The organism is Nocardioides sp. OK12, from assembly GCF_024341885.1.
GTDB lineage: Bacteria > Actinomycetota > Actinomycetes > Propionibacteriales > Nocardioidaceae > Nocardioides > Nocardioides marinisabuli.
On record NZ_BNET01000002.1, the window covers coordinates 65,861 to 85,746 of the forward strand.

13 protein-coding genes are annotated in these 19,886 nt (G+C 72.5%); all 13 read left to right on the top strand.

Going from position 1 to position 19,886, the window contains the following annotated elements; genetic code table 11:
- Positions 1-137 precede the first annotated feature (137 nt).
- The 13 genes from OCU29_RS04520 (at position 138) to OCU29_RS04580 (ending at position 19,797) form a co-directional block, all read left to right on the top strand.
- Positions 138-1,673, top strand: a complete 1,536-nt coding sequence (locus tag OCU29_RS04520; protein ID WP_261818962.1) for a sugar ABC transporter ATP-binding protein — start codon at positions 138-140, stop codon at positions 1,671-1,673.
- Complete coding sequence (locus tag OCU29_RS04525; protein ID WP_261818963.1) at positions 1,670-2,809, top strand: ABC transporter permease; 1,140 nt, start codon at positions 1,670-1,672, stop codon at positions 2,807-2,809. The genes OCU29_RS04520 and OCU29_RS04525 overlap by 4 nt, the downstream gene beginning before the upstream one ends.
- A complete protein-coding gene (locus tag OCU29_RS04530; RefSeq protein ID WP_261818964.1) occupies positions 2,806-3,894 on the top strand; it encodes an ABC transporter permease in 1,089 nt (362 codons plus the stop codon). Before OCU29_RS04525 ends, OCU29_RS04530 begins: the two co-directional genes overlap by 4 nt.
- Before the next feature lie 95 nt (positions 3,895-3,989).
- The gene (rhaS, locus tag OCU29_RS04535) at positions 3,990-5,021 is read left to right on the top strand and encodes a rhamnose ABC transporter substrate-binding protein (protein WP_261818965.1); all 1,032 of its coding nucleotides are present in this window, start codon (positions 3,990-3,992) and stop codon (positions 5,019-5,021) included.
- 46 nt (positions 5,022-5,067) lie between these two features.
- Positions 5,068-5,466, top strand: coding sequence for an L-rhamnose mutarotase (locus OCU29_RS04540; protein ID WP_261818966.1), 399 nt, complete (start codon positions 5,068-5,070; stop codon positions 5,464-5,466).
- Entirely contained in the window at positions 5,459-6,637 is a 1,179-nt protein-coding gene (rhaI, locus tag OCU29_RS04545; RefSeq protein WP_179615068.1) for an L-rhamnose isomerase, read from the top strand. The genes OCU29_RS04540 and rhaI overlap by 8 nt, the downstream gene beginning before the upstream one ends.
- 28 nt (positions 6,638-6,665) lie before the next feature.
- Positions 6,666-8,711, top strand: coding sequence for a bifunctional aldolase/short-chain dehydrogenase (locus OCU29_RS04550; RefSeq protein WP_261818967.1), 2,046 nt, complete (start codon positions 6,666-6,668; stop codon positions 8,709-8,711).
- Positions 8,708-10,192 (top strand): rhamnulokinase family protein, encoded by a 1,485-nt coding sequence (locus OCU29_RS04555; protein WP_261818968.1) that lies wholly within the window; start codon positions 8,708-8,710, stop codon positions 10,190-10,192. The genes OCU29_RS04550 and OCU29_RS04555 overlap by 4 nt, the downstream gene beginning before the upstream one ends.
- A 36-nt stretch (positions 10,193-10,228) precedes the next feature.
- A complete protein-coding gene (locus OCU29_RS04560) occupies positions 10,229-10,456 on the top strand; it encodes a LuxR C-terminal-related transcriptional regulator (protein ID WP_261818969.1) in 228 nt (75 codons plus the stop codon).
- Positions 10,457-10,605: 149 nt separating this feature from the next.
- Positions 10,606-15,363, top strand: a complete 4,758-nt coding sequence (locus OCU29_RS04565; RefSeq protein ID WP_261818970.1) for a family 78 glycoside hydrolase catalytic domain — start codon at positions 10,606-10,608, stop codon at positions 15,361-15,363.
- Positions 15,364-15,467: 104 nt separating this feature from the next.
- Positions 15,468-16,223 carry a (Fe-S)-binding protein gene (locus tag OCU29_RS04570; RefSeq protein WP_261818971.1) on the top strand — a complete coding sequence of 252 codons (756 nt, stop codon included), beginning with the start codon at positions 15,468-15,470 and terminating at the stop codon, positions 16,221-16,223.
- Complete coding sequence (locus OCU29_RS04575) at positions 16,220-18,529, top strand: LUD domain-containing protein (protein WP_261818972.1); 2,310 nt, start codon at positions 16,220-16,222, stop codon at positions 18,527-18,529. The genes OCU29_RS04570 and OCU29_RS04575 overlap by 4 nt, the downstream gene beginning before the upstream one ends.
- Positions 18,526-19,797, top strand: a complete 1,272-nt coding sequence (locus OCU29_RS04580) for an FAD-binding protein (RefSeq protein ID WP_261818973.1) — start codon at positions 18,526-18,528, stop codon at positions 19,795-19,797. The genes OCU29_RS04575 and OCU29_RS04580 overlap by 4 nt, the downstream gene beginning before the upstream one ends.
- Positions 19,798-19,886: the final 89 nt, after the last annotated feature.

Consider the following 19,886-nt stretch of genomic DNA (forward strand, 5'->3'; position numbering starts at 1 on the left):
CACTATCGCTTCTCGAGGCCCTTCTTCCGGATGCAGGACGAGACGAAGTAGGTGAAGTTGAGACGTGGTGCTTGACGAGTGTGACCGCGGCCACCTACCGTGACGGCATCGATTAAAACGTTTCAAAAGGAGGAGTCATGGCAGACGCCACGCTGGTGCTCCAGGACGTGACCAAGTCCTTCGGCGCCGTGGCCGCCCTGCGGTCGGGCAGCCTGACGGTGCGCCCGGGCTCCATCCACGCCCTCGTGGGCGAGAACGGTGCCGGCAAGTCGACCCTGGTCAAGATCGTCTCGGGAGTGCACCGACGCGACGGTGGGCGGTTCGCCTTCCAGGGTCGCGACGTCGACTTCTCCTCGACGGCCGAGTCGAAGGCGGCCGGCATCGCGGTCATCTACCAGGAGCCGACGCTCTTCCCGGACCTCTCGGTCACCGAGAACATCTTCATGGGCCGCCAGCCGTTGGGCCGGGGTCGACGCATCGACCGCGCGCGGATGCACAGCGAGGCGACCGCCCTCTTCGATCGCCTCGGGGTCGCTCTCGACCCGCGCCGCCCCGCCCGCGGCCTCTCCATCGCCGACCAGCAGATCATCGAGATCGCCAAGGCCATCTCGCTCGACGCGGCCCTGCTGGTCATGGACGAGCCGACCGCCGCGCTGAGCGGTGTCGAGGTCGAGCGGCTCTTCGCGGTCGCGCGGAGCCTGCGCGACGAGGGGCGGGCGCTGGTCTTCATCTCGCACCGCTTCGACGAGGTCTTCGACCTGTGCGACACCGTCACCGTGATGCGCGACGGCGAGTACGTCTCCACGCACGCCATCGCCGAGACCGACGTCGAGAGCATCGTCGGGGAGATGGTCGGTCGCGAGGTCGGCGAGCTCTTCCCCAAGACCCCGGCCCCCCTGGGTGACGTTGTCCTCGACGTCGAGGGGCTCTCCTCCGCCGGCGTCTTCCGCGACGTCTCCTTCCAGGTGCGGGCCGGGGAGATCGTCGGCCTGGCCGGACTGGTCGGCGCCGGACGCAGCGAGATCGCCCGAGCGGTCTTCGGTGTCGACGGCTACGACAGTGGCGCCGTCCGGCTCGGCGGGACGCCGGTGGCGCGCAGCAACCCCCGCGCAGCCATCCGGGCCGGCATGGCCTTCGTGCCCGAGGACCGTCGCAAGCAGGGTCTGGTCACCGAGGGCTCCGTGGCGCGCAACGTGGCCGGCGTGATCCGCCGCGGCCTGACCCGCGCGGGGCTGCTCACCTCGGCCGCCGAGAACCGTGCGGCCGCCCCGTGGGCGGCGCGGCTGCAGGTCAAGACGAGTGCCCTCGACATGGACGCCACCACGATGAGCGGCGGCAACCAGCAGAAGGTCGTGATCGCCAAGTGGCTGGCCACCCAGCCGCGGCTGCTGATCATCGACGAGCCCACCCGCGGCATCGACGTGGGGACCAAGGCGGAGGTGCACCGGCTGCTCTCCGACCTGGCCGGCCAGGGGATGGCGATCGTGATGATCTCCTCCGAGCTGCCCGAGGTCCTCGGCATGGCCGACCGTGTCCTGGTCGTCTGCGAGGGGCGCATCACCGCCGAGCTCGACCGTGCCGAGGCCACCCCCGAGAAGGTCATGCACGCGGCCACCCGCACCGGCCCGACCCCCGGGTCCACCCCGACCGCGACCGAGGAGGTGCCGGTGTGAGCACCGCACTGGCCAACGATCCCGCCACCCCGACCCGAGGTGCCCGCGGCACCCAGCTGCTCGGCGCGCTGCTGCGTTCGCGCGAGCTCGCGGTGCTGGTGGTGCTGCTGCTGATCGTGCTCGGCACGACCCTGAAGAGCAACGGATTCCTCTTCAGCTCCGACGGCTTCCGCAACCTGCTGGTGACCCCCTCGCTGCTGCTGCTCCTGGCGGTGGGCCAGACCCTGGTGATCGTCACCCGCAACGTCGACCTCTCGGTCGGGTCGGTGCTCGGCCTCACGGCGTACCTGACCGGCCGCCTCTTCGCCGACAACCCGGGCATCCCCGTCATCGCGGTCTTCGCGGCGGGCCTGGCCATGGGGGCCCTGCTCGGGCTGGTCAACGGGGTGCTGGTCGCGTTCGGCCGGGTGCCGGCACTCGTGATCACCCTGGGCACCCTCTACATCTACCGCGGCATCTTCCTCACCTGGGCCGGCAGCGACCGGATCAACGCCTCCGACATGGACCCGGCCTTCCTGGCCCTGGGCACCCGCAGCATCCTGGGCATCCCGGTACTGACCCTGATCGCGCTCGCGGTGCTCGCGGCGGTCGGCTACTACCTGCACACCGCCCGGGGCGGCCGTGAGCTCTACGCCATCGGCTCCGACCCCGACGCAGCGACGCTCTACGGCCTGAGGGTCACCCGCCGCGTGCTGGTCGCGTTCGTCCTCAGCGGGGCCCTCGCCGGCCTCGCCGGGGTGGTGTACGCCGCTCGCTACGGCACCGTCAGCTCGGGGGCCGGCTCCGGCATCGAGCTGCAGGCCGTGGGGGCGGCCGTCATCGGCGGCGTGGCCATCTTCGGGGGCAGCGGCACCGTGTGGGGCGCCGCCATCGGTGCCTTCCTCCTGGTCACCATCAACCGGGCGCTGCCCATCGTCGGCATCTCCGACTTCTGGCAGCGCGCCGTGGTCGGCGCCCTCATCCTCGCCGCCATCGTCCTGGACCGGGTGCTGGCCAACCGCCAGGAGCGCCGCCTGCGGGAGCAGCAGGGTTCGAGCGCCGCCGAGGCGGCACCGCCCGGACCCGACGGGCCGCCCGTGCTGCCGGCGGGACCGACCGACCCCACGACCCACCACGACGAGGAGGCCCGCGCATGAGCGCCCCCACGCTGAGCGACGCGCCCACCTCCCGCGAGCCCCGAGGCGAGCGGACCTACCCGGCGTACTCCCGGCCCCTGTGGCGCCGCGCGCTGCTGACCCGTGAGTTCGCGGTGGTCGCGCTCCTCGGGGTCGTCTACCTCTACTCGTTCAACGAGGTCCCCGCCTTCGACGGGCCCCTGACGCTGTACTACCTCTTCCTCGACATCGCCCCGATCCTGCTGATCGCGATGCCGATGACGATGGTGATCATCACCGGCGAGATCGACCTGTCCGTCGCCAGCGTCGTCGGGCTCTCGAGCGTGCTGACCGGCGTGCTGCACCAGGACGCCGGACTGTCGATCCCGGTGGCCGCCCTGGTGGCGGTGCTGGTCGGTGGGCTGTGCGGCGCCTTCAACGGCTTCCTGGTCGCCTACGTCGGACTGCCCTCGCTGGCCGTCACCATCGGCACGCTGGCGCTCTACCGGGGGATCGCGGTGGGGCTGCTCGGCACCACCGCCGTCACCGACTTCCCCGAGCACTGGACCGACCTGGCCAAGCAGCGCATCGTCGAGGGCTCGAGCTGGCCGATGGTCCTGGTCCCGTTCCTGCTCCTGCTGCTCTTCACGACCTGGCTGCTGCACTTCTCGACCTTCGGGCGCGGCGTCTACGAGATCGGTCTCAACGACGAGGCGGCCCACTTCACCGGGGTGAACGTCGAGCTCACCAAGTTCTGGCTGTTCGTCTTCGCCGGCGCCGTGGCCGGGTTCGCCGGCGTCTACTACACGCTGCGCTACGGCAGCGCCCGCGGTGACAACGCCACGGGGCTGGAGCTGCAGGTCATCGCGGCCGTGCTGCTCGGCGGCGTGTCGATCTTCGGTGGTCGGGGCGCCCTGCACGGGGTCGTGGCCGGGGCGGTGCTCATCGGCGTCATCTCCAGCGCGATGCGCCTCGAGAACCAGACCGTCAACCTCATCAACATCGTCATCGGGGTGCTCCTCGTGCTCTCCGTGACCTCCACCAGCTTCCTCGCCTGGGCCTCGGGTCTTGCCGCGGGCAGGAGACGGGCGCGGTCGACCGACCGTTCTCGCACGTCGTCCGGCTGACGGCGACCGACCCACCTCTGCACAGCACCAGACAGCACGACACAGCATCCGACAGCACCGGGCGGACCGGGCTGCACCGACGAAAGGGCACCACCATGAAGCTCCACACCCGACGCGCCTCGGGCCTCGCGGCTCTCGCACTCGCCGCCGGCATGAGCCTGACCGCCTGCGGCGGCGACGGCGACGCCGCCTCCGGCTCCGACGGCGGCGACGGTGACGTCACGGTCACGATGCTGCCCAAGAACCTCGGCAACCCCTACTTCGACACCAGCACCTCCGGTGCCGAGGAGGCCGGCGACGAGCTGGGCGTCACCGTCGAGGAGGTCGGCCCCGACGCCGCCTCGCCCGAGGCCCAGGTGCCCTTCATCAACACCGCCGCCCAGCAGGGCGTCGAGGCACTCGTCGTCTCGGCCAACGACCCCACCGCGATCTGCGACGCGCTCGACGAGGCGCGCAGCGCCGGCACCAGCGTCGTCACCTTCGACTCCGACACCGATCCCGAGTGCCGCGACATCTACGTCAACCAGGCCGACGCCGAGGGCATCGCCCAGGTGCAGGTCGACCTGATCGCCGAGCAGATCGGCGACAAGGGCGAGGTGGCGGTGCTCTCGGCCGCCGCCAACGCCACCAACCAGAACGCCTGGATCGAGCTGATGGAGGCGGAGATCGAGGAGAACCACCCCGACATCGAGCTCGTCGACGTGGTCTACGGCGACGACGACGACCAGAAGTCCTTCGACCAGACCGCAGCGCTGCTGCAGCAGTACCCCGACCTGGCCGGCATCATCTCGCCGACCACGGTGGGCATCTCCGCCGCTGCGCGCTACCTCTCGACCTCGAACGCCAAGGGCAGGGTCTCGCTGACCGGCCTCGGCACGCCCAACCAGATGCGCGAGTACGTCGAGGACGGCACCGTCGAGGCGTTCGCACTGTGGAACCCCGCCGACCTCGGCTACCTGGCGACCTTCACCGCCGCCGCGCTGGCCAACGGCGACATCGAGGGCGAGGAGGGCGACACCTTCGAGGCCGGCCGCCTGGGTGAGTACACCGTCGGCGCCGACGGGGTGGTGCTGCTCGGCGACCCGTTCGTCTTCGACGGCGAGAACATCGGCGACTTCGACTTCTGAGTCGTCGGCCCGCTACCCACCCACCCGCAGGAACAGGGAGACCGCCGTGCCGCGCTACTGCTTCACGCTCCAGGTCAGGAAGGACCGGATGACGGAGTACGTCGAGCGGCACCGCGCCGTGTGGCCCGAGATGTGCCAGGCCCTCCACGAGACCGGCTGGCGCAACTACTCCCTGTTCCTGCGGGAGGACGGTCTGCTGGTCGGGTACGTCGAGTCCGACGACCTGGCCGCCTCGCAGACCGCGATGGCCGCCACCGAGGTCAACGCCCGGTGGCAGGCCGAGATGTCGCCGTTCTTCGTCGGCATCGACGCCCGCCCGCCCGACGAGGGGTTCTGGCTGCTCGAGGAGGTCTTCCGCCTGGACGACCAGCTCGCGCCCGCCCCACCTGCCCCACCCGCCGTACCCGCCACCTCGCTACCCGGATCGAGAGCTGACCATGACTGACTTCGCCGCCATCGCGCCCCTGCTGGAGGGCCAGGCCATCGAGCTGCCCTCCTGGGCCTTCGGCAACTCGGGGACCCGCTTCAAGGTCTTCGGCACCCCGGGGACCCCGCGCTCGGTCCAGGAGAAGATCACCGACGCCGCGACCGTGCACCGCTTCACAGGGCTGGCGCCGAGCGTCGCCCTGCACATCCCCTGGGACCTCACCGACGACTGGGCGGCGCTGAGGGCGCACGCTGAGGAGCAGGGGGTCGCCCTGGGCACGATCAACTCCAACACGTTCCAGGACGACGACTACAAGCACGGTGCCCTGACCCACACCGACCCCAAGGTCCGGCAGAAGGCCATCGACCACCACTTCGAGTGCATCGACGTGATGCACCAGACCGGCAGCCGGGACCTGAAGATCTGGCTGGCCGAGGGCAGCAACTACGCGGGCCAGGCCGACCTGCGCGGCCGCCAGGACCGGCTCGCGGAGTCGCTCGCCACGATCTACGAGCGCATCGGCGAGGAGCAGCGCCTGGTGCTGGAGTACAAGTTCTTCGAGCCGGCGTTCTACCACACCGACGTCCCCGACTGGGGCACGTCCTACGCCCAGGTCGCGGCGCTCGGGGAGCGGGCCGTGGTCTGCCTCGACACCGGTCACCACGCCCCCGGGACCAACATCGAGTTCATCGTCATGCAGCTGCTGCGGCTGGGGAAGCTCGGCTCCTTCGACTTCAACTCCCGCTTCTACGCCGACGACGACCTGATCGTGGGCTCGGCGGATCCCTTCCAGCTCTTCCGGATCCTCTTCGAGGTGATCCGGGGCGGCGGCTACGGGCCCGCCAACCCCGACGGCCACAGCGACGTCGCCTTCATGCTCGACCAGTGCCACAACGTGGAGGAGAAGATCCCCGGGCAGATCCGCTCGGTCCTCAACGTGCAGGAGATGACCGCCCGGGCGCTCCTGGTCGACCGTGTGGCCCTGGCCTCGGCCCAGGAGGCCGGTGACGTCCTCGGTGCTCACGAGGTGTTCATGGACGCCTTCAGCACCGACGTGCGCGCCGACCTGGCCGCCTGGCGCGAGGAGCGTGGCCTGCCCGCGCACCCGATGCGCGCCTACGCCGAGTCCGGCTACCAGCAGCAGATCGAGTCCAGCCGCGTCGGCGGCACCCAGCTCAGCTGGAACTGACCCTTCCCCTTAGGACGTGAAAGGCATCATGACCAACCCCACCCCGAGCACCGCCGCCGCGCTGATCGCGCGCTCCAACCGTCTCGGCGCCGACCCCAAGAACACCAACTACGCGGGCGGCAACACCTCGGCCAAGGGTTCCGAGACCGACCCGGTCACCGGCGAGCCCGTCGAGCTGCTGTGGGTCAAGGGGTCCGGCGGAGACCTGGGCACCCTGACCGAGAAGGGCCTGGCCGTGCTGCGGCTGGACCGGATGCGCGCCCTCGTCGACGTCTACCCCGGCGTCGAGCGCGAGGACGAGATGGTCGCCGCCTTCGACTACTGCCTGCACGGCAAGGGCGGTGCCGCGCCGTCGATCGACACCGCGATGCACGGCCTCGTCGACGCCCCGCACGTCGACCACCTGCACCCCGACTCCGGCATCGCGATCGCGACCGCGGCCGACGGGCAGGAGCTGACCACCACGATCTTCGGCGACCGCGTCGTCTGGGTGCCGTGGCGCCGCCCCGGTTTCCAGCTCGGCCTCGACATCGCCGAGATCAAGGAGAAGAACCCGCAGGCGGTCGGCTGCATCCTGGGCGGGCACGGCATCACCGCTTGGGGCCAGACCTCCGAGGAGGCCGAGGCGAACAGCCTGTGGATCATCGACACCGCCGCGGCGTACATCGACGAGCACTCACGGCCCGAGCCCTTCGGCCCCGCCCTCGACGGGTACGCCGCCCTGCCGGCGGACGAGCGGCGCGCCAAGGCCGCCGCGCTCGCCCCCACCATCCGCGGCATCGCCTCGGTCGACCGCCCCATGGTCGGTCACTTCACCGACTCCGACGTGGTGCTGGACTTCCTGGCCGCCTCCGAGCACCCCCGCCTGGCTGCCCTGGGCACCTCCTGCCCCGACCACTTCCTGCGGACCAAGGTCAAGCCGCTCGTGCTCGACCTGCCCGCCGGCGCCGGCGTGGAGGAGAGCATCGCCCGGCTCAAGGAGCTGGCGAGCGCCTACCGCGAGGACTACCAGGGGTACTACGACCGCCACGCCACCGCCGACTCGCCCGCCATCCGCGGCGCCGACCCGCTGATCGTGCTGGTGCCGGGCGTGGGCATGTTCAGCTTCGGCAAGGACAAGCAGACCGCGCGCGTGGCCGGGGAGTTCTACACCAACGCCATCAACGTGATGCGCGGCGCCGAGGGGCTCTCGACGTACGCCCCCATCGACGAGGCCGAGAAGTTCCGCATCGAGTACTGGGCCCTCGAGGAGGCCAAGCTGCAGCGGATGCCGAAGCCGAAGCCGCTCGCCACCCGGATCGCCCTGGTCACCGGTGCTGCCGGCGGCATCGGCCGGGCCACCGCCCAGAAGCTGGCGGCCGAGGGGGCCTGCGTGGTCGTCGCCGACCTCGACCTCGCCAGGGCCGAGGCCGCCGCCGCCGAGATCGGTGGTCCCGACGTGGCGATCGGGGTGGCCGCCGACGTCAGCAAGGCCGACGCCGTGCAGGCCATGGTCGACGCCGCGGTGCTCGCCTTCGGCGGCCTCGACCTGGTCGTCAACAACGCCGGGCTGTCGTTGTCGAAGTCGCTGCTCGAGACCACCGAGGCCGACTGGGACCTGCAGCACGACGTGATGGCCAAGGGCTCGTTCCTCGTCTCGAAGGCCGCGGCCAAGGTGCTCATCGAGCAGGAGATGGGCGGCGACATCGTCTACATCTCGTCGAAGAACTCCGTCTTCGCCGGCCCCAACAACATCGCCTACTCCGCCACCAAGGCCGACCAGGCCCACCAGGTGCGGCTGCTGGCCGCCGAGCTCGGCGCCCACGGGGTCAAGGTCAACGGCGTCAACCCCGACGGTGTCGTGCAGGGCTCGGGGATCTTCGCCTCGGGCTGGGGCGCCAACCGTGCCGCGGTCTACGGCGTCGAGGAGAAGGACCTGGGCAAGTTCTACGCGCAGCGCACCATCCTCAAGCGCGAGGTGCTGCCCGAGAACATCGCGAACGCGGTCTTCGTGCTGTGCGGGCCCGACATGACGCACACCACCGGCCTGCACGTCCCGGTCGACGCAGGTGTCGCCGCGGCCTTCCTCCGATGACGGGCGGGGACGCCGGGGTGCGGGTCGCGGCCGTCGACCTGGGCGCCACGAGCGGCCGGGTCATGGCCGGCACCGTCACCCCGGCGACCCTGAGCCTGGAGGAGGTGCACCGCTTCCCGAACGGTGGCGTGCGTGCCGGTGGCGCGCTGTTCTGGGACGTGCTGGGCATCCACCGCGAGATGCTGGTCGGGATCGCCGAGGTGGCCCGCACCGGACGCCTCGACGGCATCGGCATCGACTCCTGGGCCGTCGACTACGGATTGCTGGACCGCGACGGCCAGCTGTTGGGCAACCCCTACAGCCACCGCGACACCCGCACCGACGGGGTCATGGCCCGGGTGCTGGAGCAGGTCGGCGCCGACGAGATGTACGCCGTCACGGGGCTCCAGCAGCTGCCGTTCAACACCATCTACCAGCTGGTGGCGGCCCGGGGGACCGCAGCGCTGGAGTCGGCCGACTCGCTGCTGCTGCTGCCCGACCTGCTCGGCTACTGGCTCACCGGCGAGGTCGGTGCCGAGCGCACGAACGCCTCGACCACCCAGCTCTACGACGTCACCACCCAGGACTGGTCGGTCGAGCTGGCCAAGCGGGTCGGCCTGCCGTGGGCGGTGCTACCGCCGCTGCGCGACCCCGGGTCCGTCGTCGGCCCCCTGCTCCCCGACCTGGCCGAACAGGTGGGCGCCGACCCCGGCACACCCGTGGTGGCCGTGGGCTCGCACGACACCGCCTCGGCGGTCGTCGGGGTGCCGGCCGAGGGTGACGACGTCGCCTACATCTCCTCGGGCACCTGGTCGCTGGTCGGCCTCGAGCTGGACCGTCCGGTCCTCACCGAGGCGGCGAGGCTGGCCGACTTCACCAACGAGGGCGGCGTCGACGGCACCATCCGCTTCCTGAAGAACGTGATGGGGCTGTGGGTGCTCTCGGAGTCGGTGCGCCAGTGGCAGCACGAGCGCGTCGCCGGTGCCGACCTGGCCACGCTGCTCGACGCGGCCGCGGGCCTGACCCCGCTGCGCACGGTCGTCGACATCAACGCCCCGCGCCTGCTGCCACCCGGCGACATGCCCGCCCGCATCCGGGCGCTCGCCCACGAGGCCGGCGAGCCGGTGCCACAGACACCGGCCGAGGTGACCCGCACGATCCTCGACTCGCTGGCGCTGGCCTACCGGCGCCACCTGCGCAGCGCCGCCGAGCTCTCGGGCCGCTCCTTCGACATCGTGCACGTGGTGGGCGGCGGGTCGCAGAACCACCTGCTGTGCCAGCTCACCGCCGACGCCCTGGGCGTGCCGGTGCTCGCCGGCCCCGCCGAGGCCGCGGCCCTGGGCAACGTGCTCGTGCAGGCGCGGGCGCTCGGCGCCGACCTGCCCGACCTGGCGGCGATGCGGGCGCTGGTGCGGCGTACGCACGGGCTGCGACGCTTCGAGCCCCGCCCGGGTCTCGACTGGGACGCCGCCGAGGTCCGGGTCGTCCGCGGGGGCGGATGAGTCCAGGAGGAGCAGAGCAGGAGCAGGAGGCATGACATGACGGGGTCGGGCAGCCCCGGGTCCGGTGCTCCCTGGGCACCCGACGAGACCGACGTCCGGATCCTCGGGGCCCTGGCGCGCGGGCAGACGCTGCGCGCCGTCGCGCGCAGCGTCGGTCTGTCGGAGCGGACCGTGCGGCGGCGGTTGCGCGCCGCCGCCGAGGAGATCGGGGTGGAGTCGACCATCGAGGCCGTGGTGCACGCCGTGCGCAGCGGCGTGATCTGAGCGGATCTGGTCGCCGCCTGCTGAATCGTGTCAACCCTCCCGAGCAGGTGTCCGATACCGGCCAAGGGATTCCCGTCATGAATCGATTCATCTAGGGTCCGTCGAAGTGATGTGACGGCAGTCACCGACCCAGCAGAAGTGGATGGTCCATGCTCAGACGTCTCGTAGTCCTCTCGCTCGCCTCGGCGACGGCTCTCTCGGGGGTAGCGGCGCTCCCCGGGCAGCCCGGTGCCACGGCCGCCCCGGCGCTCGCAGCCGGACCGCTCTCCGCCCAGGACGCGCAGGCGCCCACCGGCCTGTCCGTCGACGGGATCGCGCGGCGCCTCGACGTCGACGAGGCGCCCGACTTCGGCTGGCACGTGGGCTCCGCGGCACAGAGCGGCTACCAGGTGGTCGTGTCCACCGACGCCGCGCTCGCCGCGTCCGGTGAGGGTGACGTCTGGGACAGCGGCCAGGTGGCGTCCGACCAGCAGCGTGGGGTCACCTACGAGGGCCCGGCCCTCGAGGCGTCAGAGCGCTACTACTGGGCCGTGCGCACCTGGGACGGCCAGGACGTCGCCTCGGCGTGGTCGGAGGCGGCCGAGCTGGGCACCGGACCGGGCGCGTCGTGGACGTCGTCGACCCCGATCTGGACCCCCGACGGGTTCGGCAACTGGGCCGACTACACGGTCGAGACCGACTTCACCGTGGTCCGCAACGCCGCCACCCTCACCTTCCGCACGAGTGCGGCCGACTCGGGCTACCTGTGGCAGGTCCGCAGCGACACCGACACGCTGCGGACCCACGAGGGCACCACGCTGGTCGACGAGGTCGCGCTCGGAGACCTGGGCATCTCGATCGAGGAGGGCGAGCAGCACCACCTCGAGGTCGAGGTGCGAGGCTCCTCGGTGCGCACCTGGATCGACGACGTCCTGGTGCACGAGGACGACGCACTGACCACCTTCGCCGGCGGCGGCGTGGGCTTCCGCAGCGGCAGGTCCGAGGAGGCGCGGTTCGACGACCTGACGGTCACCGCCGCCGGTGGCGAGACCCTCTACTCCAACAACTTCGAGGGTCCGGTGCCCGAGCTGCCCCGCCTGGGCACCAGCGACGGCCGGCTGGTCGTGGCCCCGTCCGAGCAGGACTTCCTGGCCGGTTCGTGGTCGAACTACACCTTCTCCGCCACGATGAGCATCGCGGAGGTCGCCAGCGGGCTGACCTTCCGCGCCACCGACGCCCGCAACGGCTACATGTGGCAGCTGCGGGCCGACAACCGCCTGGTGCCGCACGTGCAGGTCGACGGCACCTTCTCGCTGCTGAAGTCGGTCTCCCTGCCGGCCGGCACCCTGCGCCAGGGCACGCCGTTCGCGGTGCGCATCGAGGTCGTCGGCGAGACCATCCGGACCTGGATCGACGACGTGCTCGTCGACACGACCGTGGACCCCACCTTCCGCCGCGGCTACGTCGGCCTGCGCAACGGCTCCTCCGAGTCGGGCACCGTGGACGACGTCGAGGTCGTCGAGGCGAGCACCGGGGCCACGCTGCTGGAGGACGACTACTCCGAGGGCAACGGCTCCTTCGCCTGCGGCACCGCGACCGACGGCGTGCTCAAGGTCGCCAAGCGTGAGGTCTGCCTGGTCCAGGGGCTCGACACCAGCTGGGCCTTCCTGCGCGGCGAGGTCGAGCTCGCCGACAAGCCGATCGCCTGGGCGACCCTCTTCGCGACCGGGTCCAGCGCCGAGCCGGCCAAGCAGTACGTGCACAAGGCCTACGTCAACGGCGAGTTCGTGGGCCTGGGCCCGACCCACGCGATCGGCGACGAGGCCCGCTACGACGGCTTCGACGTCACCGACCTGCTGGTCCCCGGACGCAGCAACGCCGTCGGGGCACTCGCCTACACCACCAAGGACCACGCGTTCCAGGCCGAGCTGGTCGTCGAGTACGCCGACGGCACCCGCGACGTCCTGGGCACCGGACCGACGTGGCGGGCCATGCCTGGCTACGCCGTCTACCCCGCGGCCGGCAGCATCGGCACCGGCTTCTACGCGGCTCCCAAGGAGAACCTCGACGCCCGTGAGTTCCCCTGGGGCTGGGACGAGCCCGGGTTCGACGACGCGGGCTGGCGCGCCGCCGCGGTGCGGCCCGCCATCGGTGACCTCGTGGCCACGCCCACCGACAAGGTCGAGCAGCAGCTGCACGAGCCGGTGGACGTCACCCAGCGCGACGGCGGCAGCTACGTCGTCGACTTCGGTCGCTCCTGGATCGGTGGTGTCGACTACACCGTCGAGGGCCCGCCGGGCACCGAGGTCGAGCTGCGCTTCGGCGAGGTGCTGAACCCGGACGGGTCGGTGCGCTACCAGCTCAACACCACCAACACCTACCTCGACGTGGTCACGCTGGGCGAGGGCGAGCACACGCTGCAGACCTGGGGCGCACGGGTCTTCCGCTACGTCGAGGTCGTCGGGGCCCCGGCCCCGGTCACGGCCGAGAACCTGCGGGCGCTGGCGCTGGTCTACCCCTTCGACGCCTCCGCCTCCGCCTTCGCGGCCTCGGACCCCGACATCGAGGCGGTCTACGAGCTGTCGAAGAACTCCATCGAGGCGCTGAACCTCAACTTCTACACCGACTCGTGGACCCGGGAACGGATCAACTACGAGGCCGACGGCTACCTGCAGCAGATGTCGACCCTCTACCTGATGGACGACCTGTCGCTCGGGCGCTACTCCATGGACTACTTCAAGAACAACCGCACCTGGCCCACGGAGTGGCCGATCTACGTGGTGCTGGCCGTGCGGGACGCCTGGCGGCAGACCGGTGACCTGAGCCAGGCCGAGGAGTACTACTCCAACCTCGAGGACAAGCTGCCCACCGAGTGGGTGGAGGAGAGCACCGGGCTCGTGCGCAAGACCACGGGCTCCGACGGCTGCAGCAGCCGCACCGAGTGCGACATCGTGGACTGGCCGCGCAGCGAGCGTGACGGCTACGAGTTCCGCCAGTACAACACCGTGCTCAACGCGCTGTCCTACCGCGCCTTCCGCGACATGGCGGAGATGGCGCAGGCGCTGGGCCGGGACGCCGACGTGGTGACCTACACCGACCTCGCCGACGGGGTGCGCAGCGGTCTCAACGAGCGCCTCTACGACCCGACGACCGGACGCTACGACGACGGTCTCGACGCCGAGCTGCAGCCCACCGGCCACGCCTCGGTGCACGCCAGCGCCTTCGCGCTCGCCTTCGGCGTCCCCACCGACGACGAGGCCGGCAAGGTCGCCGACTACGTCGCCTCGCGCGGCATGGCCTGCAGCGTCTACTGCGCCGCGTTCCTCGTGAAGGGCCTCTACGACGGCGGCAACGGCCAGGCCGCGCTCGACATGCTCACGACCGGCACCGGCGTCCGCAGCTGGCTGAACATGATCGACCTGGGTGCCGGCGCGACGATGGAGGCGTGGGACCCCTCCCTCAAGTCGAACCTCACCTACTCCCACCCCTGGGCGGCCTCGCCCGCCTTCAACGTGCCGGCCGGCCTCTTCGGCATCCAGCCGGAGTCGGCGGGGTACGCGAGCTTCCGGGTGAAGCCGCAGCCGGGCGACCTCGAGTGGGCGAGCATCAAGACTCCCACGGTGCGTGGCTCGGTCGGTGTCGCCTTCGACCACGGTGAGCAGGGCGACCTCCGGGTCGTGACATCGGTGCCGGGCAACACCACGGCCACCGTGCTGGTGCCCACCGAGCAGACCGGTCCGACCACGCTGTACGTCGACGGGGTGGCGCGCACGGTCGTGGCCTCGGACGGCTTCCTCGAGGTGCGCAGGGTCGGGACCGGGTGCCACCTGCTGAGCACCGAGGCCGAGGTCGAGCCCTCCACGCGCCTCACCGACGTGTGCACGGAGCCGTTGGCCGAGGGCGCCGCGGTGACCGCCGCGATCGAGCCGTCGGGCCGTGAGGGCTGGGCGGGCGCCGGTGCCGAGCTGGTGCTGGACGTCACCGGCGGGGTCGGCGGCCGAGAGGTCGAGTACGCCCTGGACGGTGGCGAGTGGACCTCCTACGAGACCCCGGTGGCGCTGCCCGCGGGCCAGTACCCGGTGGCCTACCGGCTGCTCGAGGACGAGGAGGTCGTGGACGCCGGCAGCATCGAGGCGAGGATCGACCTCGTCGAGCCGAGCGTGCGCGCCGAGGTCGACGAGGACCGTGTCCTCACCGTCACCGGTGAGGACGCCGACTCCGGCGTGGCCCTGGTGGAGATCCGCGAGGACGACGGCTCCTGGACCGAGTACGTCGAGCCGGTGCAACTGGACGGCGGTGCGCACACGATCGCTGCCCGGTCGACCGACCTGGCCGGCAACACGAGCGAGGTCACGACCCTCGAGGTCGACGCCGTGGCGTCGGTCGTGTCGGGTGAGCTGGTCCCGGTGCGGGCGAGCGCCGGCAAGGTCGTGCTGCGCCTGGAGCTGACGGGTGAGCAGGCGGCTGAGGTGCCGGTCTCGGTCTCCACGTCGCGCACGCGGCTCCTCGACCGTCTGACGGTGCAGGACGCCGGTACGTCGCGGCGGGTGGTCGTGTCGCCGCACGGTAGGCGCACCGGGACCGCCGAGGTGCGCCTGGTGATCGGCGAGGGCGAGCAGGCCAGCGAGGTGGTCGCCCGGGTGGTGGCCGCCGGGAACCGGTGGAACACCGTCGAGGGCACCCCGGGGACGGACATCGTCTTCGGTCGAGGCGGTCGTGACGTGCTGCGTGGTGGCGGGGGTGTCGACGTGCTGGTCGGCGGCGCCGGTCGCGACGTGCTGCGGGGCGGGGCCGGCGACGACCTGCTGGTGGGTCTCGGTGGGCGTGACCGGATGCGTGGCGGGCGCGGCGCCGACACCTTCGTCGGCAGTGCGCGGGCCGACCGCTGGCTCGACTTCGACGCCTCGGAGGGCGACCGCGTCGGGTGAGGTGGGACCGACGTCCTGGCCGGGTCCCGCACGGGGCCCGGCCAGGCGCCGTCCGGCGTCGCCTGCCGGTTGTAACGTTTCACTGCATCTGAGAGAGTGGTCACATGCGAGTCGCCCTGTCGGTCACCTGCGTCAACGACGCGATGTTCCCCGAAACCGGCAAGGCGGTCGTGCGGCTCCTGCGGCGCCTCGGCTGCGAGGTGGACTTCCCGGCGGCCCAGACCTGCTGCGCCCAGCCGATGGTCAACACCGGCTACCTCGACGAGGCGGTGCCGGTGGTGCGGACCTACGTCGACGCCTTCGCCGGGTACGACGCGGTCGTCACCCCGAGCGGGTCGTGCGCCGGGTCGGCGCGTCACCAGCACGCGCTGGTGGGCCGTCGTGGCGCCGAGAACGGCAGCGACCCGGGGCTGGGCGCGGCGGTGGCGGGTGCGCCGCCGACGTACGAGCTCTCGGAGTTCCTCGTCGACGTGCTGGGCGTGGTCGACGTGGGGGCCTACTTCCCGCACACGGTGACCTACCACCCGACGTGCCACTCGCTGCGGATGCTGGGGGTCGGTGACCGGCCTCGGCGGCTGCTGGAGGCGGTGCGGGGGCTGCGGCTGGTCGAGCTGTCCGGCGCGGAGGAGTGCTGCGGCTTCGGCGGCACCTTCGCGGTGAAGAACGCCGACACGTCGGTGGCGATGGGCGCCGACAAGGCGCGGCACGTGCGCTCGACCGGCGCCGAGGTGCTGGTCGCCGGCGACAACTCCTGCCTGATGCACGTGGGCGGGGTGCTGTCGCGGCAGCGCTCGGGGGTGCGGGTGGTGCACCTGGCCGAGGTGCTGGCGGCCACCGAGGGCACGGAGGGGCAGTCGTGAGTGGGACGTTCGTGGGGATGCCGGCCTTCCCGGAGGCGGCGCGCGCGGCGCTGGGCGACACCCAGCTGCGCCACAACCTGGCGCACGCGACCGGGGTGATCCGCGGCAAGCGGGCGGCCGTGGTCGGCGAGCTGGAGCAGGCCGGGATCTGGGAGGACCTCCGACTGGCCGGGGCCGCGGTCAAGCAGCGTGCCCTCGACGACCTGGCCACCCACCTCGAGGAGCTGGAGCGCACCCTCACCGCGGCGGGTGCGACCGTGCACTGGGCGCGCGACGCCGCCGAGGCCAACGCGATCGTGGCCGAGGTCGCCCGGGCCCACGGGGCCGACGAGGTGGTCAAGGTCAAGTCGATGGCGACCCAGGAGATCGGCCTCAACGAGGCGCTGGAGGCGCAGGGGATCGCGGCGTGGGAGACCGACCTGGCCGAGCTGATCGTGCAGCTGGGCGAGGACCTGCCCTCGCACATCCTGGTGCCGGCCATCCACCGCAACCGTGCCGAGATCCGCGAGATCTTCCTGCGCCGCATGGCCGACGTCGGCCGCCCCGCCCCCGCCGGCCTGACCGACGAGCCCGCCGTGCTCGCCGGGGCCGCCCGCGAGCACCTGCGCGAGAAGTTCCTGCGCGCCAAGGTCGGCGTCTCGGGGGCGAACTTCGCGGTGGCCGAGACCGGCACGCTGGTGGTGGTGGAGTCGGAGGGCAACGGGCGGATGTGCCTGACCCTGCCCGAGGTGCTCGTCAGCGTGGTCGGTATCGAGAAGGTCGTGCCGACCTGGGCCGAGCTCGACCCGCTGCTGCGGCTGCTGCCGCGATCCTCGACCGGGGAGCGGATGAACCCCTACACCTCCACCTGGTCGGGCACCACGCCCGGCGACGGGCCTCAGGAGGTGCACGTGGTGCTGCTCGACAACGGACGCACCCGCGCGCTGGCCGACGAGACCGGGCGCCAGGCGCTGCGCTGCATCCGCTGCTCGGCCTGCCTGAACGTCTGCCCGGTCTACGAGCGCACCGGCGGGCACGCCTACGGCTCGGTCTACCCCGGTCCGATCGGGGCGATCCTGAACCCGCTGCTGGCCGATCCCGACGAGCCGGACGCGGGCGCCCGGGCGCAGACCGACTCGCTGCCCTACGCCTCGTCGTTGTGCGGGGCCTGCTTCGAGGCCTGCCCGGTGCGCATCGACATCCCCGAGGTGCTGGTGCACCTGCGCTCCAAGGTCGTCGACTCCCACCGCGCCGACCGGGTGCCGAAGGCCGAGGCGGTGGCGATGCGGGCCGCGGCCTGGGTCCTCGCCGACGCCTCCCGCCTGGGTCTGGTCGAGAAGGCCTCCGGTCTGTCGGGCCGGGTGCTGTCGCGGCTCTCGCGCACCACGCTGCCCGGCGGTCGCGCCGCGGCGGGCCGCCTGCCCGGCCCGGGTGCTGCGGCCTGGACCGGCGCCCGCGACCTGCCCGCCCCGCCGGCGGAGTCCTTCCGGGCCTGGTGGGCCCGCACCGGCGGTGGGAGCGGTGAGCCGGCAACCGACCTGCCGAGCCGGACGGTTGCCGACGCACCGCCCCCGGCGACGCCGTACGACGACCCGCACCCGGTTGCTGCGCCGGCGGTGAGCCCGCAACCGGAACCGGCCCCCGGACGGTTGCCACCTCACCGCTCCGACGACAAGCTCGACGCCCCCGCCGACCCGACCGGTGCCAGAGCCGAGGTCCTGGGGCGGGTCCGCGCGGCGCTCGAGGGGGTCGCCCCGACGCCGGAGCCGGTCGTGGCCCCGGTCGGCACGCCGGGCTCGCCCGCCGAGGTCGTCGGCCTGTTCGCCGAGCGGGTCGCCGACTACCGCGCCGTGGTCGAGCGGGTCGGGGCCGCCGACCTCGCCGAGCACCTGGCGTCGCTCTTCGCCCCGACCGACCGGGTCGTCGTGCCGCCCGGGACCGACCCGGCGCTGCTCGCGGCGCTGGGGGAGCGGGCCGTGGCCGACGACGACCTGTCGGCCGCCGACCTCGACGCCCTCGCCGCCGTGGTCACCACTGCCAGCGTCGGGGTCGCCGAGACCGGCACGATCGTGCTCGACCACGGGCCCGGGCAGGGCCGCCGGGCGCTGAGCCTGGTGCCCGACCGGCACGTGTGCCTGGTGCGCGCCGACCAGGTCGTGCCCGACGTCCCCGACGCGGTGGCCCGGCTGGCCGCAGCGGTGGAGGACGGCCGCGCGCTGACCTGGATCAGCGGCCCCTCGGCCACCAGCGACATCGAGCTCGACCGGGTCGAGGGCGTCCACGGCCCCCGCCGGCTGCACGTCGTCGTCGTCGAGGACCGCGCGTGAGCGCGGCGCCGGTCCGCAACTGGGCCGGCAACCACGGCTACCGGTTCGGGGCCTTCGCCGAGCCGACGAGCCTGGCCGAGCTCCAGGAGGTGGTGTCGCAGGCCGAGCGGGTGCGGGTGCTCGGCACCGGCCACTCCTTCAACGCCCTGCCCGACACGACCGGCACGCTGGTCTCGCTGCGCCGGATGCCCGACGCGGTGCGCGTCGACCCGCAGCGAGCGGTGGCCGCCGTGGGCGGGGGAGTGCCGTACGCCCGGGTGGTCACCGAGCTGCACCGGCGCGGCTGGGCCCTGCCCACCACCGGGTCGCTGCCCCACATCTCCGTGGCCGGCGCCGTCGCCACCGGCACCCACGGCTCGGGCGTGGGCCACCAGGTGCTGGCGGGCCCGGTCTCGGCGATCACCACGGTGCTGGGCGACGGCTCGCTGCACACCGCCCGCCGCGGCGAGCCCGGCTTCGAGGGCCACGTGGTCGCCCTGGGCGCCACCGGGGTCGTGGTCGACCTCGAGCTCGACCTGGTGCCGACGTACGACGTCGTCCAGCAGCTGCACCCCGGGCTGACCTGGCGCGACCTGCTCGCCGACCCGGCGGCGGTGCTCGCGCTCGGCAGCAGCGTCAGCGTCTTCACGCTCTGGAGCGGTGCCGACGACGAGCCGGTGGGCGAGGTGCTGGTCAAGCAGCGCACCGACGCCGACCCGGCCACCACCCCCGACCGCGAGCGGCTCCTCGCCCGGTTGGGCGACCCGCGGCCGCCCGAGGCCCCCTCGAGCGTCCTGGGCGACGGCGACAACCTGACGCCGCGCGGCGGCGCCGGGCCGTGGCACACGCGCATGCCCCACTTCCGCCACGACCGCGAGCCCAGCTGGGGCGACGAGCAGCAGAGCGAGTGGTTCGTGCCGCTCGAGCGGGCCGCCGAGGCGGTCGACGCGGTGCGCTCGGTCGCCGACGTCCTCGCCCCGGCCCTGATCGCCGGCGAGCTGCGCAGCATCGGCGCCGACGACATCTGGCTCTCGATGGTCCACGGCCGCGACTCGCTGGCGCTGCACTTCACCTGGCGCAACGACGACGCCCTGGTCGGCGAGGCCGTCCGTGCGGTCGAGGCCGCGCTGGCGTCGTACGACGCCCGCCCGCACTGGGGCAAGGTCGCCGGCCCGGTCGACGTCGACCGGCTCTACCCGCGGGCGGCCGACTTCCGGGCGCTGCGGCGCACCCTGGACCCCGCCGGGGTGTTCGTCAACGACCACCTCGAGCACCTCGGCCTGGTCTGACCGCGGGCCCGACCGGGCAGCCGGTGGGCGCCGATCGACCCCATCCGGGTGCCCGACCGGGCCGGAACGGTGGGAAGCGGGTCCCGCCA